Annotated in this window: 14 protein-coding genes; all 14 read left to right on the top strand. The window is 70.6% G+C overall.

What is annotated here, in order from left to right:
• The first annotated feature begins 3 nt into the window (after positions 1 to 3).
• The 14 genes from pafA to ACIOWN_RS08955 all read left to right on the top strand — a co-directional run bounded on the left by pafA (position 4) and on the right by ACIOWN_RS08955 (position 13,573).
• The gene (gene pafA, locus ACIOWN_RS09020) at positions 4 to 1,365 is read left to right on the top strand and encodes a Pup--protein ligase (RefSeq protein ID WP_362346908.1); all 1,362 of its coding nucleotides are present in this window, start codon (positions 4 to 6) and stop codon (positions 1,363 to 1,365) included.
• 138 nt (positions 1,366 to 1,503) lie between these two features.
• Positions 1,504 to 2,505, top strand: coding sequence for an FKBP-type peptidyl-prolyl cis-trans isomerase (locus tag ACIOWN_RS09015; RefSeq protein ID WP_362346910.1), 1,002 nt, complete (start codon positions 1,504 to 1,506; stop codon positions 2,503 to 2,505).
• 91 nt (positions 2,506 to 2,596) lie between these two features.
• Entirely contained in the window at positions 2,597 to 2,968 is a 372-nt protein-coding gene (locus ACIOWN_RS09010) for an FKBP-type peptidyl-prolyl cis-trans isomerase (protein ID WP_100567760.1), read from the top strand.
• A 139-nt stretch (positions 2,969 to 3,107) separates the two neighbouring features.
• Entirely contained in the window at positions 3,108 to 4,133 is a 1,026-nt protein-coding gene (locus ACIOWN_RS09005; protein WP_401981247.1) for a helix-turn-helix transcriptional regulator, read from the top strand.
• A 19-nt stretch (positions 4,134 to 4,152) separates the two neighbouring features.
• Positions 4,153 to 5,220 (top strand): WYL domain-containing protein, encoded by a 1,068-nt coding sequence (locus tag ACIOWN_RS09000; protein WP_362346913.1) that lies wholly within the window; start codon positions 4,153 to 4,155, stop codon positions 5,218 to 5,220.
• The gene (locus ACIOWN_RS08995; protein WP_362346915.1) at positions 5,217 to 5,525 is read left to right on the top strand and encodes a hypothetical protein; all 309 of its coding nucleotides are present in this window, start codon (positions 5,217 to 5,219) and stop codon (positions 5,523 to 5,525) included. The genes ACIOWN_RS09000 and ACIOWN_RS08995 overlap by 4 nt, the downstream gene beginning before the upstream one ends.
• Positions 5,522 to 5,716, top strand: a complete 195-nt coding sequence (locus ACIOWN_RS08990) for a hypothetical protein (protein ID WP_362346916.1) — start codon at positions 5,522 to 5,524, stop codon at positions 5,714 to 5,716. The genes ACIOWN_RS08995 and ACIOWN_RS08990 overlap by 4 nt, the downstream gene beginning before the upstream one ends.
• Positions 5,717 to 5,975: 259 nt before the next feature.
• A complete protein-coding gene (gene tatA / locus ACIOWN_RS08985; protein ID WP_358737153.1) occupies positions 5,976 to 6,269 on the top strand; it encodes a Sec-independent protein translocase subunit TatA in 294 nt (97 codons plus the stop codon).
• Between the two features lie 49 nt (positions 6,270 to 6,318).
• Positions 6,319 to 7,266 carry a twin-arginine translocase subunit TatC gene (tatC, locus tag ACIOWN_RS08980; RefSeq protein ID WP_362346918.1) on the top strand — a complete coding sequence of 316 codons (948 nt, stop codon included), beginning with the start codon at positions 6,319 to 6,321 and terminating at the stop codon, positions 7,264 to 7,266.
• Positions 7,267 to 7,342: 76 nt separating this feature from the next.
• Positions 7,343 to 10,195 carry a DEAD/DEAH box helicase gene (locus ACIOWN_RS08975; RefSeq protein WP_362346920.1) on the top strand — a complete coding sequence of 951 codons (2,853 nt, stop codon included), beginning with the start codon at positions 7,343 to 7,345 and terminating at the stop codon, positions 10,193 to 10,195.
• 337 nt (positions 10,196 to 10,532) lie between these two features.
• Positions 10,533 to 12,161, top strand: a complete 1,629-nt coding sequence (locus tag ACIOWN_RS08970; protein ID WP_362346921.1) for an ATP-binding protein — start codon at positions 10,533 to 10,535, stop codon at positions 12,159 to 12,161.
• Positions 12,158 to 12,565 carry a roadblock/LC7 domain-containing protein gene (locus ACIOWN_RS08965; RefSeq protein ID WP_100567769.1) on the top strand — a complete coding sequence of 136 codons (408 nt, stop codon included), beginning with the start codon at positions 12,158 to 12,160 and terminating at the stop codon, positions 12,563 to 12,565. Before ACIOWN_RS08970 ends, ACIOWN_RS08965 begins: the two co-directional genes overlap by 4 nt.
• Complete coding sequence (locus ACIOWN_RS08960) at positions 12,562 to 12,972, top strand: DUF742 domain-containing protein (RefSeq protein ID WP_362346923.1); 411 nt, start codon at positions 12,562 to 12,564, stop codon at positions 12,970 to 12,972. Before ACIOWN_RS08965 ends, ACIOWN_RS08960 begins: the two co-directional genes overlap by 4 nt.
• Complete coding sequence (locus tag ACIOWN_RS08955) at positions 12,953 to 13,573, top strand: ATP/GTP-binding protein (RefSeq protein WP_362346925.1); 621 nt, start codon at positions 12,953 to 12,955, stop codon at positions 13,571 to 13,573. Before ACIOWN_RS08960 ends, ACIOWN_RS08955 begins: the two co-directional genes overlap by 20 nt.
• Positions 13,574 to 13,629: the final 56 nt, after the last annotated feature.

Below are 13,629 nucleotides of genomic sequence, written 5' to 3'. Positions count from 1 at the left end.
GTCATGGACCGCCGCATTTTCGGGCTGGAGAACGAGTACGGCGTCACGTGCACGTTCAGGGGACAGCGCCGCCTGTCGCCTGACGAGGTGGCGCGGTACCTCTTCCGCCGTGTCGTGTCATGGGGCCGCAGCAGCAATGTCTTTCTGCGAAACGGCGCCCGGCTCTATCTCGACGTGGGGTCACACCCGGAATACGCGACACCCGAGTGTGACAATGTGATCGAACTGGTCACCCACGACAAGGCCGGCGAGCGCATTCTCGAAGGACTCCTGGTGGACGCGGAACGACGCCTGCACGAGGAGGGAATCGCGGGCGACGTCTACCTCTTCAAGAACAACACCGATTCGGCGGGCAACTCCTACGGCTGCCACGAGAACTATCTGGTGGCACGGCACGGAGAGTTCTCCCGCCTCGCGGACATCCTCATCCCGTTCCTCGTCACGAGGCAGCTTCTCTGCGGGGCGGGCAAGGTCCTGCAGACCCCGCGCGGGGCGGTGTACTGCGTGAGTCAGCGGGCCGAGCACATCTGGGAGGGCGTCTCCTCGGCGACCACCCGTTCGCGGCCCATCATCAACACCCGCGACGAGCCGCACGCGGACGCGGAGCGCTACCGCCGGCTGCACGTCATCGTCGGCGACTCCAACATGTCCGAGACGACGATGCTGCTCAAGGTGGGCGCGACCGACCTGGTGCTGCGCATGATCGAGGCGGGCACGGTGATGCGCGACCTGACCCTGGAGAACCCCATCCGGGCGATCCGCGAGGTCAGCCACGACATCACGGGCCGCCGCAAGGTGCGTCTGGCCAGCGGCCGCGAGGCCTCCGCGCTGGAGGTGCAGCGCGAGTACTACGAGAAGGCCGTGGACTTCTGCGAGCGGCGCGGCATCCGCACCGGCACGGTGGAGCGGGTGCTGGAGCTGTGGGGCCGTACGCTGGACGCGATCGAGACCGAGGACCTCGACCGCATCGGCACCGAGATCGACTGGGTGATGAAGTACAAGCTCATCGAGCGGTACCGGGCCAAGCACAACATGACCATGTCGCATCCGCGGGTCGCCCAGATAGACCTCGCCTACCACGACATCCACCGCCGTCGTGGCCTGTACTACCTGCTGGAGAAGAAGGGCCAAGCCACCCGGATCTGCAACGACTTGAAGATCTTCGAGGGCAAGTCGGTGCCCCCGCAGACCACTCGGGCACGGCTGCGCGGCGACTTCATCCGGCGGGCACAGGAGCAGCGCAGGGACTTCACCGTCGACTGGGTGCACCTCAAGCTCAACGACCAGGCCCAGCGGACGGTGTTGTGCAAGGACCCGTTCCGTTCGGTGGACGACCGGGTGGAGAAGCTGATCGCCGGAATGTGAGCCCGGCGAAAGGCGCATGCCGGTTCGAGGGCCCCGGAACGCCACACGGGCGCCGTACGTTCCCCGTACGGCGCCCCGCTCACACCGTAGAGTTGCGCGCACGCCATCAGAAGATCGACCGATTACGAGGCCCCCACCGTGCGCCGACGCTCACTTCTTCTTTCCGTACCCGCGGGACTTGTCACCCTGGCCGCCTGCGGTAACGACAAGACCGCTTCGAGCAAGGCCAGCGAGAGCGCGACGCCGTCCCCCTCCGAGCCGTCCGCCGCGCCGTCGCCGAAGATCGTCTCCGGGCCGCTGCCGGAGATCACCGCGGGCACGAAGTTCGGCGAGAAGCCGACCGTCGCCAAGGGCAGTGGTGCCCCCTCGAAGGACATCGCCGTCAAGACGGTGATCGCGGGCGGCGGCCGCACCATCGCGGAGAACGACTACGTCCAGGCGCACTACCTGGGCCAGATCTGGGACACGGCCAAGCTCTTCGACAACTCCTACGACCGCAAGGCCCCCCTGGTCATCCAGCTCGCCCAGGGCACGATCATCGACGGCTGGCGCTATGCCCTCGCCGGCAAGAAGGTGGGCAGCCGCGTCCTGTTCTCCGTGCCGCCCACCTGGGGATACGGCACGCAGGGCAACGCCCAGGCCGGGATCAAGGGCACCGACACACTGGTGTTCGTCGTCGACCTCCAGGACACGTTCAACTCCAAGAGCTCGGCCAAGGGCAGGACGGTCGCCCAGGACAACGCGGACCTGCCCAAGGTCGGCACCAACACCGACGGCGCCGCTCCGTCCATCACCGTGCCCAAGAAGGCCGCGCCCACGAAGCTCGTGGCCGACTACGTGATCGAGGGCGACGGCCCCGTGGTCAAGCCGGAGAACACCGTGCTCGTCCAGTACAAGGGTGTGCTGTGGGCGGACGGCAAGGAGTTCGACTCGACGTACAAGCGCGACTCGCTGACCTCGTTCTCCCTTCAGCAGGTCGTCAAGGGCTGGGCCGAAGGACTGGCAGGCAAGAAGGTCGGCAGCCGGGTCCTCATCGTCGTCCCGCCCGCCCTGGGCTACGGCGACAACCCGCCCCCCAACAGCGGCATCAAGAAGGACTCCGTGCTGGTCTTCACGGTGGACATCCTGGCGGCGATGTAGCACCGCGCAGCGGTCTCCCGGCGCGGGCACGCACCCGGCGGGGATGTAAGACTGTTCAGGTTGTCTTGTTGTAGATGAGCAGGAGAAGCACGTGAGCATCGAGAAGCCCGAGATCGACTTCCCGGGCGGCGAGCCCCCGGCGGACCTCGAGATCAAGGAGATCTGGGAGGGCGACGGACCGGTGGCCAAGGCGGGCGACACCGTCTCCGTCCACTACGTCGGCGTGGCCTTCTCCACCGGTGAGGAGTTCGACGCGTCCTGGAACCGCGGTACGCCGCTCCGTTTCCAGCTCGGTGTCGGCCAGGTCATCGCCGGCTGGGACCAGGGTGTTCAGGGCATGAAGGTCGGCGGGCGCCGCCAGCTGACCATCCCGGCGCACCTGGCCTACGGCGACCGCGGCGCGGGTGGCCGGATCAAGCCCGGCGAGACGCTGATCTTCGTCTGCGACCTGGTCGCGGTCTGATCGTCCCGCATCGGATCCGCGCGGGATCCGATCATCCGGGGCCCATGCCTGTTCGGGCGTGGGCCTCGGCTTTTGTCCTTACGCCGCGGGGCGGTACGGTCATCGGTCGTAAGGACCATAGGGAAGGTGAAGGGCGTCGATGGCCATTGCCAAGGCCGAGCGGCTGATGAACCTGGCGCTGTGCCTGCTCGGGACGCGGCGGCCGCTGAGCAAGCGCGAGCTGCGGGAGTCCATCGAGGCCTACGTCGAGGCCTCCGGCCGCGACAGAGGCGTGGCCTCCGGCCGCGACAGAGGCGTCGGCTCCGGGGCCGAGAAGGGCGCCGCCGCGTCCGACGACTCCTTCAACCGCATGTTCGAGCGGGACAAGGACGACCTGCGTGAGCTCGGGCTGGTCATCGAGACCGTCGAGAGCCTGGACGGCGAGGTCGGCTATCTGGCCCGCCGGGACAGCAACCGGCTGCCGCCCATCACCCTGGACGCGGAGGAGGCCGCGGCGCTCGGTCTCGCGGCCAAGGTCTGGCAGCAGGCCCGGCTGGCCGGGGCGGCCAGCGGCGCCCTGCAGAAGCTGCGCGCGGCCGGACTGCCCGAGGACGTCGACCCCTACGAGGCGCACAGTGCGCTGGAGCCCCGTATCCCGGTGCACGAGGCCGCCTTCGAGCCGCTGATGCTGGCCTGCCGCGACCGCCGGCCGGTCGTCTTCGACTACCGCAAGGCCAACGCCGCCCAGCCCGGCACCCGGCATGTCGAGCCGTGGGCGCTGGAGTGCTGGCGCGGCCACTGGTACCTGGCCGGCTTCGACCGCGACCGCGGCGCCGAGCGGGTCTTCCGACTCTCCAGGATCACCGGCCGGGTCCGCTCCCGGGGCAGCGGCTTCACCGCGCCCGTCCCGGACGTCGTCACCGTTCGCGAGACCGTGGCGAGCTGGGCGGGCGAGAGCGCCGACCGCTCCGCGCGGATCCGGCTGCGCGCCGACGCCGGCTACCCCCTTCGGGCGAAGGCCACCGCCGTGCGGGAACTCGGGGACGGCTGGGACGAGTTGGACATCCCGTACGGGCACGGGCTGGACGCCTGGCTGGTGGAGTTCGGGCCGGACGTGGTGGTAGTGGAGCCGGCCGAGCTGCGGGCGGACGTGCTGGACCGGCTGCGTGCCGTGGCCAGGGGCTGAGGGGGAGCGGAGCGACACTGTGGCAGGCAAACCGGTCAGGCCCACGAGCGCCATCGACCAGACCCGGCGGATGCTCTCCCTGGTGACGTACCTCAGGGAGCGCCCCGGCGCCCGGATCGAGGACGTGGCGCGCGCCTTCGGCATCACCGAGGACGAGCTGGTCTCCGACCTCGACGTACTGCCCATGTGCGGTACGAGTTTCCGCGGCGGCGACCTGCTCGACATCGACACCGACGGCGAGCGCATCTGGTGGCACAACCCGGCCGCGCTCGGCGCGGAGGCGGCCGAGCCGCTGCGGCTGGCCGCCGACGAGGCGACCGCGCTGCTGGTGGCGGCCCGCGCGGTGGCCACGCTCCCCGGACTGCGGGAGAGCGACCGGCAGGCGCTGCTGCGTGCCACGGCCAAGGTGGAGGCCGCGGCAGGCGAGGCCGCCGGGGCCAGCTCCCGGCTGTCGGTGACCTTCGAGTCCGAGGGCGGGGTCTTCGCCGACGTGGACCGGGCGATCTCCGAGCGCCGCCGGCTGTGGATCCGCTACTACTCGCCCGCCCGCGACGAGGTGACCGAGCGCGAGATCGACCCCATTCGCCTGGTCAGCGTCGGGCACACCTATGTGGAGGCATGGTGCCGCCGCTCCGAGGCGCGGCGCACCTTCCGGCTCGACCGGGTCGCCGAGATCAAGATCCTCGACGAGCCCTCGGCGCCGCCCGAGATGGAGCTGCGCGACCTGTCCCAGGCCCTGGTGCAGCCGGCCGCTGAGGACCCGGAGGTGGTCGTCGAGGTCGGTCCCGGAGGCCGCTGGGTCGCCGAGTACTACCCGCACGACAGCGCCGATGAGCTTCCGGACGGCGGGCTGCGTATCACTTTGCGCACCCCGGATCCGGCGTCGCTGCGACGGCTGGCGCTGCGTCTGGGCCGCGACGGCCGGATCGTCGCCCCGCGGGAGCTGGCCGACAGCGCCCGGCAGGCGGCCCGTGAGGCCCTGGCGGCCTACGAGTCGGCGTACGACGGTGCCGTGGCGGCGGGGGAGCCCCGGGGTGCGGACGTGGTTCACGACGGTCGGTACGACAGGCAGGAGCAGGGGCTTTGAGCGAGTCGGCGACGGCTGGGGTGCGCGAGATGTCGGTGGCGGCGGCGTTCGCCGGAATGCGGAGCGTGACTCCGGTCGTCTTCCGGGCGGGCTGCCCCGACTGCCGGGGCAGGTTCGAGCTCACCGCGAGCGCGCTGCGTCTGGTGATCGGCGCCAGCAGCCGCACCACCTTCTACTCCTTCACCTGCCCCGACTGCGGCACCACGGTCCGCAAGCCGGCCGGCGAGCGGATCGTGGAACTGCTCTCCGGCGGCGGGGTCAGCACCCTGCGCCTGCACTCGGCCCCTCTAGGCTCGCCGTCATGATGTGGGCGATGGCCGCGGTGGCCGTGGGGTTCTTGGGAATGGCCGTGCTCGCGGTGCTCGCCGTCCGGGTCTTCGTCGAGGCGCAGCGTCTGGGCCGTCAGGTCACGGAGTCGGCGCGGCGCATCAACCGGGCCGCCGAGGACCTGGAGCGGGCGAGTCTGAGCGCCGCCCGGGCGGTGGACTCGAGGTGAGTCCTGCCGGGAAAGTCCCGGAAGTCCCGAGCGCTGCGGGTTTTTGATCGACACGCCCTGCCATCCTGCCCCTGTGGCCGGGTACGCTGCTGGTCATGGCCCGCGTAAGAGGCATGGGCCGCCCCAGCAGGAGTACGCACGGGGATCGCTCAGCGTTCACCCCCGGGCGTTAGGATTGCTAGCCGGCACGATGGCCGGACACCTGTCCGAGTGGTCGGACATGTCCGCCACCCCGCCTCAGTGAGAAGGTGAAGACTTTATGTTCCGTGGCGCATTTGAGCCGTGGCATCTGGTGCTCCTGGTTCTGGTGATCGTCCTGGTGTTCGGCTCGAAGAAGCTTCCGGACATGGCGCGCTCGCTCGGCAAGTCCGCGCGCATCCTCAAGAGCGAGGCCAAGGCGATGAAGGACGAGAAGTCGACCACTGCGGCCGGCTCGGCGACTCCGGCCGGTGAGGAGCAGCAGTCCCCGGCCCAGCGCACGATTCAGGCCGCGCCCGGTGACACGACCAGCTCTCGCCCGGTCAACGAGCCGACGGACACGACTCAGCGCTGACCGGACGACCGGAGGCCTTCCGGTCCGCTGCACGAGATGAGGGTGTGGGTTGCTGAAGTCTGCCCGCAAGAAGGAGAAGGACCCCGAGGGGCGGATGTCGCTCGCGGATCACCTCCGTGAGCTGCGCAACCGGCTCGGCAAAGGTGTCCTGGCGATCCTGGTCGTGACGATCGTCGCCGCCTTCTTCTACAAGGACATCGTCAACTTCATCACCAAGCCGGTGCTGGACTCGGTGGGGTGTGGGCAGTCCTTCCTCGACTTGGCCAAGTCGGAGAAGAACGGCGCCTGCGCGCACCTCACGATCAACGGCCTGCTGAAGCCGTTCACGCTGGCGCTGAAGGTGTCGCTGATGACGGGCGTGGTGCTGGCCTCGCCGGTCTGGCTCTATCAGCTGTGGGCGTTCGTCGCCCCGGGGCTGCACAAGCACGAGAAGAAGTACGGCTACGTGTTCGTCGCCGCCGGCTTCCCGCTCTTCCTCGGGGGCGCCTACTTCGCCTACCACGTGCTGCCCACCACCGCCAGGGTGCTGATCGACTTCACCCCCAGCGGTGTCGACAACCTGCTGCCGCTGGATGACCTGCTCAACCTCATCACGCGCATGGTGGTCGTCTTCGGGCTCTCCTTCGAGATGCCGCTCCTGCTCGTCATGCTCAACCTCACCGGCATCCTGTCCGGGAAGCGCATGCTCGGCTGGTGGCGGGGCATGGTCGTCGGCATCACGGCCTTCGCGGCGGTCGCCATGCCGAGCCCCGACCCGCTGACGATGCTGGCGCTGGCCGCACCGATCTGCGCACTGTACTTCGTCGCGGTGCTCATCTCCTTGCTCAACGACCGGCGCAAGGACCGGCTGGCCGCGCTGGGACCGTCGGACGACGAGGCCTCCGAACTCGACCTCACACCCGAGGAGATCGGCGAGGTCGAACCCGTCACCACCCGCCGCGCCCTGCCCGAGCAGACCGACACGGACCGGGTCAACGGGTACGACGACGTGACCTGATCACCATCACGGATTCCCCGGCCGGCCGCTCGCACCGCGAGCGGCCGGCTTTTCCACGCCCGGGGCGATCGGGATAATGATCGTCCTGTTGTCGGTGCGGCCCGGTACGCTCGAAAGCACGATGACAGAGGACCTCTCACCGGCCGAGCGGTACGCGGCAGCGCGCAGGCGAGCTGCCGAGCAGGCCACCGCGCTCGCGGGTTTCCGCGAGATGTACGACTTCGGTCTCGACCCGTTCCAGATCGAGGCCTGCCAGGCGCTCGAGGCGGGCAAGGGCGTACTGGTCGCCGCGCCCACGGGCTCCGGCAAGACGATCGTGGGCGAGTTCGCCGTCCACCTCGCCCTCCAGCAGGGCCGGAAATGCTTCTACACGACGCCGATCAAGGCGCTGTCGAACCAGAAGTACGCCGACCTGTGCCGTCGCTACGGCAGCGGCAAGGTCGGCCTCCTGACCGGCGACAACAGCCTCAACTCCGAGGCCCCGGTGGTCGTGATGACCACCGAGGTGCTGCGGAACATGCTGTACGCGGGATCCCAGACCCTGCTCGGTCTCGGCTACGTGGTCATGGACGAGGTGCACTACCTCTCCGACCGCTTCCGCGGCGCCGTGTGGGAGGAAGTGATCATCCACCTGCCGGAGTCGGTGACCCTGGTGTCCCTGTCGGCGACCGTGTCCAACGCCGAGGAGTTCGGCGACTGGCTGGACACCGTCCGCGGCGACACAGAGGTGATCGTCTCCGAGCACCGGCCCGTGCCGCTGTTCCAGCACGTGCTGGCCGGGCGCCGGATGTACGACCTGTTCGAGGAGGGCGAGAGCCGGCGGAGGGCGGTCAACCCCGACCTCACGCGCATGGCGCGGATGGAGGCCAGCCGCCCCTCGTTCCAGGACCGCCGGCGCGGCCGTGCGATGCGCGAGGCCGACCGCGAGCGGGAACGCAGACAGCGGTCCCGGATCTGGACCCCGAGCCGCCCCGAGGTCATCGAGCGCCTCGACGCCGAGGGCCTGCTGCCCGCGATCACCTTCATCTTCAGCCGCGCCGCCTGCGAAGCCGCCGTCCAGCAGTGCCTGTACGCGGGCCTCAGACTCAACGACGAGCAGGCGCGCGAGCGGGTCCGCGCCCTGGTCGAGGAGCGCACCGCCGCCATCCCGGCCGAGGACCTGCACGTCCTCGGCTACTACGAGTGGCTGGAGGGCCTGGAGCGCGGTATCGCCGCCCACCACGCGGGCATGCTGCCGACCTTCAAGGAGGTCGTCGAGGAACTGTTCGTGCAGGGCCTGGTCAAGGCGGTCTTCGCCACCGAGACCCTCGCCCTCGGCATCAACATGCCGGCCCGCTCGGTGGTCCTGGAAAAGCTCGTGAAGTGGAACGGCGAGCAGCACGCCGACATCACCCCCGGCGAATACACGCAGCTCACCGGCCGCGCCGGCCGCCGCGGCATCGACGTCGAGGGCCACGCGGTGGTGCTGTGGCAGCGCGGTATGAGCCCCGAGCACCTGGCGGGCCTGGCCGGCACCCGCACCTATCCGCTGCGCTCCAGCTTCAGGCCGTCGTACAACATGGCGGTCAACCTGGTGGACCAGTTCGGCCGGCACCGCTCGCGCGAGCTGCTGGAGACCTCCTTCGCGCAGTTCCAGGCGGACAGGTCGGTCGTCGGTATCTCCCGGCAGGTGCAGCGCAACGAGGAGGGCCTCGAAGGCTACAAGGCCTCCATGACGTGCCACCTCGGCGACTTCACGGAGTACGCGCGGCTGCGCCGGGAACTGAAGGACCGTGAGACCGAGTTGTCGCGGCAGGGCGCGGCCCAGCGGCGTGCCGAGGCCGCCGTCGCCCTGGAGAAGCTCAAGCCGGGCGACGTCATCCACGTCCCCACCGGCAAGTTCGCGGGCCTGGCTCTGGTGCTGGACCCGGGCCTGCCCGCGGGCCGCTCCAACGGCCACCGCGGCCTGGAGTACCACGACGGCCCGCGCCCGCTGGTGCTGACCGCCGAGCGGCAGGTCAAGCGGCTGGCGGCCATCGACTTCCCGGTGCCCGTGGAGCCGCTGGAGCGGATGCGGATCCCGAAGTCGTTCAACCCGCGCTCCCCGCAGTCCCGCCGCGACCTCGCCTCCGCGCTGCGCACCAAGGCCGGGCACATCTCGGCGGAGCGGCACCGCAAGCGGCGCTCCCAGGCGGCCGACGACCGCGAGATCGCCCGGCTGCGCGCCGCGCTGCGCGCCCACCCCTGCCACGGGTGCGACGACCGCGAGGACCACGCCCGCTGGGCCGAGCGCTACCACCGGCTGATGCGCGACACCAGGCATCTGGAGCACCGCATCGAGGGGCGTACGAACACCATCGCGCGCACCTTCGACCGGATCGTCGCGCTGCTGACGGAGCTCGACTACCTGCGCGGCGACGAGGTCACCGAGCACGGCAAGCGGCTGGCCCGGCTGTACGGCGAACTCGACCTGCTGGCCAGCGAATGCCTGCGCGAGGGGGTCTGGGAGGGACTGGGGCCGGCCGAACTCGCGGCGTGCGTCTCGGCGTTGGTGTACGAGGCGCGGGTCAGCGACGACGCGATGGCGCCCAAGCTGCCCTCGGGGAAGGCGAAGGCCGCGCTCGGCGAGATGGTGCGGATCTGGGGCCGCCTCGACGCGCTGGAGGAGGACTTCCGCATCAACCAGACCGAGGGGGTCGGCCAGCGTGAGCCCGACCTCGGTTTCGCCTGGGCCGCGTACATGTGGGCCTCCGGCAAGGGCCTGGACGAGGTGCTGCGCGAGGTGGAGATGCCGGCGGGCGACTTCGTGCGCTGGTGCAAGCAGGTGATCGACGTGCTGGGCCAGATCTCCGCGGCGGCGCCGGTGGAGGGCTCCTCGGTGGCCAGGAACGCGCGCAAGGCGGTGGACGGGCTGCTCCGGGGCGTCGTGGCCTATTCCTCGGTCGGGTAGGGAGCCGGACGATCGCATGGATCACGTGGCCCCGGCGAGTGCTGCCGGGGCCACGTGGTTTTCGTATGTCCGTACCGCGTCACCGTGCGTGTTCGAATCGTGTCGGGGTGTGCAAATGCCCCGAGCGTACTCCCGTCGTGCGCCCCGTTTCAGGCCCTTGCTGAATATGACATGGCGATGATCCGACCGGATTATGCTCGCCCGCGGCGCAGCGAGTTGAGGTTGTTCGCGAGCTTGCTCCCAAGCGTCCTCGAACGCGCCGAAATCCGCGTCGATTTCATGACGTACCCCCACTGGAAGCTGCCCGAACCCAGCCGATTCTCCTCAGAGGGCTTACATGGTGAGTGTTCAATCGCCCCCCGGTGGCCGTGAACTTCCCTACGCGCGCGTGCTGTTGCTGCCCGCACTGGTGATGGCGGCGGCCACCGGGGCCGCCGTGGCCCTGGTGCCGGACCCGGCCCGCCTCGCCGTCGCCTGCTGCGGCGCCGTCGCCACCCTGCTGGTGCTCACCACGGGCGCCGAGGCGGTGCGCCGCGGGCGCGCCATCCGGGAACAGCGGGCCCAGTACGCCCGGCGCACCGCGGACCTGGAAGGGCGCCTGGCCGCCCACGACCGGGAGATCCACCGTCTCGCCTCGGACGTCCTGCCCGCCGCCATCGACCACCTGCGCGGCAATCACACACCCGCCGAGGTGATGCGCGACATCGTCGACGGACACCCCGAGTGGCGAGGGATCCCCCAGTCGCAGCGCGCGGTGGTGCGCATGATCCTCAAGATCGTGGACGACGAGGAGAACATCCGCGACTCCACCCAGCGCGCCTTCGTCAGCATCGCCCGGCGCGTCCAGGCGATCGTGCACCAACAGGCAAGGGAACTCAGGGAGATGGAGGAGGACCACGGCCGCAGCCCCGAGGTCTTCGACGACCTGCTGCGCATCGACCACGGCACCGCGCTGATCGGCCGGCTGGCCGACTCCGTCTCCGTCATCGGCGGCGGCCGCCCCGGCCGCCAGTGGCCCAACCCGGTCACGCTCTACAGCGTGCTGCGCGGCGCCATGTCCCGGATCCTGGAGTACCGGCGGATCGAGCTGCACTCCATCGCCAAGGTCAACATCAAGGGCGTCGACGTCGAGCCCGTCATCCACGCCGCGGCCGAACTCCTCGACAACGCCACCCGCTACTCGCCGCCGCAGACCAAAGTGCACGTCACGGCCGTGGAGGTGCAGACCGGCGTCGCCATCGAGATCGAGGACGGCGGCGTCAGCCTGAACGAGGAGACACGCGCCCGGATCGAGCGGCTGCTCGAGGCGGCCAAGGCCGGCGTCGATCCGCTGGACCTCAGTGACACCCCCCGCCTGGGCCTCGCGGTCGTGGGACGGCTGTGCGCGAAGCACCGGATGCAGGTCTCCCTGCGGGCCTCCGCGTACGGCGGTGTCCGCGCGGTCCTCGTGGTGCCCGGCGAGATGACGACCACCGAACCCGCTCCGGGGCTCGCCCACGGCATCGGCGCCACCTCCGTGCCGCGTCCGGGCAAGGACGCGGTGGCGGGCCCCGAGCGCGCCCCGAAGAGACGCCGCCCCACCAGCCCCCGCGTCCCCGCCGCGGTTCTTCCGGCGGACGACGAGGTCCCCGAGGTCACCGAGTGGACGGCGGGCGGCCTGCCGCAGCGCCGCAGCCGGGCCAGGGCCCCACTGGGCCGGCGCGTCGCCGACCAGGCCGCCGCCGAGCGGGCCGGGCGGGAGGGCGGGACGGCGCGGGCCGCGTCCGGACCCGTGACCGCGCCCAGCAGGAAGGACCCCGAACCGGGACTCTGGGTCGAGGCGTTCTGGGACGGGCTGAAGAAGGACAACCCGGGTCCGGACCCGACCGCGTTCACCCGGGAACCGACCGCGTATCTCCACCTGATCGAGGAGCCGGCCCGTGCCGAGGCCGACGTCCGGGCCGACGACGAGGGGGACCTCAAGTGATCCAGCAGCGAGCCAACTTCGACTGGATGCTCAAGGAGCTCCACGACAGCGTGCCCGGCATCGGGATGATCGTGGTCCTCTCGGCCGACGGCCTGCGCATCGCCCGCTACGGCGGCGACGGCGACGCCGCCGACCGGGTCGCCGCGGCCTGCGCCGGACTCCAGAGCCTCGCGTCCGCCGTCGCCGTGGAGATCCCGGGCAGCGACGGCCGGATGAAGCTGGTCGTCATCGAGATCGACGGCGGCTACTTCTACCTCATGTCCGCCGGGGCCAACGCCTATCTCGCGGTGCTCGCCGACATCCGCACCGAACCCGGGCTCATGAGCGCCCGCATGCGCGACCTCGTGGTCCGCATCGGCGCCCACCTGACCAGTCCGCCGCGGCGGGGCGGGCAGACCGTATGAGCCCTCCGCGGCGCCAGAGGCGTTCCCCCGGGCACGAACCGCCCCCGCCGCCCCCCGAACCCGCCGGGCAGGGCGAGGAGAAGAACCCCGAGCGGCTGTACGTGGTCGCCGGGGCGGGCGAGGACGGCGCCCGCGCGGCCGTCGACCTGGTGACCCTGATCGTGGCGCGCACCGAGCCGCCGCCGTCCGCCACCCCGGAGCAGGTGGCGCTGGTGCGGCTGTGCGCCGCCCCGCTGTCCGTGGCCGAGCTGTCGGCCTACCTCGGCCTGCCGTTCAGCGCGACGACGGCGCTGATCACCGAGCTGCTCGCGGCCGGCCTTGTGCAGGCCCGCGCGCCGATCGTCCGCCGGGCGGTCCCCGACCGACACCTCCTCGAAGCGGTGATGCATGGACTTCAAAGGCTCTGACGCCCTCCCCGGCCCGCGTACCGAGGACCATCTGCCGCACACGGTACGGACCGCGGCGAAGATCGTGATCGTCGGTGGCTTCGGGGTCGGCAAGACGACCATGGTGGGCTCGGTCAGCGAGATCAGGCCGCTGACCACCGAGGAGACGATGACGCAGGCCGGGATCGGCGTCGACGACGACTACGGCTCGGAGTCCAAGACGGCCACCACCGTGGCGATGGACTTCGGCCGCATCACCGTCAGCGACCACCTGGTGCTCTATCTCTTCGGCACCCCCGGCCAGCAGCGCTTCTGGTTCCTGTGGAACGGGCTGTTCGAGGGCGCGCTCGGCGCGGTGGTGCTGGCCGACACCCGCCGGCTGGAGGTCAGCTTCGACGTCATGGGCCGCCTCGAGGAGCGCGGCGTGCCCTTCGTCGTCGCCGTCAACTCCTTCCCGGACGCCCCCCGTCACCCGGTCCCGGAGCTGCGTGCCGCGCTCGACCTGCCCGAGGAGATCCCGATCGTCGAGTGCGACGCGCGGCGCCGTTCCTCCAGCCGTGACGTGCTGTTGACGCTGACACGCTTCCTGCACTCCCTCGCCGTGACCGGCTCGCCCGTCTGATGCGCGCCGGCCGGCCCGTCCGCGCATCCACACCTGTTCCGTTCCCCGAAAGCGAC

This window comes from Streptomyces sp. NPDC087787 (assembly GCF_044743035.1).
GTDB lineage: Bacteria > Actinomycetota > Actinomycetes > Streptomycetales > Streptomycetaceae > Streptomyces.
Note: the sequence above shows the minus strand (reverse complement) of the source record. Positions and strands in the feature narration are given on the sequence as shown.

Excerpts from the sequence above, each read along its gene's own strand:
- ACIOWN_RS08975 (WP_362346920.1), top strand. The coding sequence starts at position 7,343 with ATGATCGTCCTGTTGTCGGTGCGGCCCGGTACGCTCGAAAGCACGATG.
- ACIOWN_RS08970 (WP_362346921.1), top strand. The coding sequence starts at position 10,533 with ATGGTGAGTGTTCAATCGCCCCCCGGTGGCCGTGAACTTCCCTACGCG.
- ACIOWN_RS08960 (WP_362346923.1), top strand. The coding sequence starts at position 12,562 with ATGAGCCCTCCGCGGCGCCAGAGGCGTTCCCCCGGGCACGAACCGCCC.
- tatA (WP_358737153.1), top strand. The coding sequence starts at position 5,976 with ATGTTCCGTGGCGCATTTGAGCCGTGGCATCTGGTGCTCCTGGTTCTG.
- ACIOWN_RS08990 (WP_362346916.1), top strand. The coding sequence starts at position 5,522 with ATGATGTGGGCGATGGCCGCGGTGGCCGTGGGGTTCTTGGGAATGGCC.
- pafA (WP_362346908.1), top strand. The coding sequence starts at position 4 with ATGGACCGCCGCATTTTCGGGCTGGAGAACGAGTACGGCGTCACGTGC.
- ACIOWN_RS08955 (WP_362346925.1), top strand. The coding sequence starts at position 12,953 with ATGGACTTCAAAGGCTCTGACGCCCTCCCCGGCCCGCGTACCGAGGAC.
- ACIOWN_RS09005 (WP_401981247.1), top strand. The coding sequence starts at position 3,108 with ATGGCCATTGCCAAGGCCGAGCGGCTGATGAACCTGGCGCTGTGCCTG.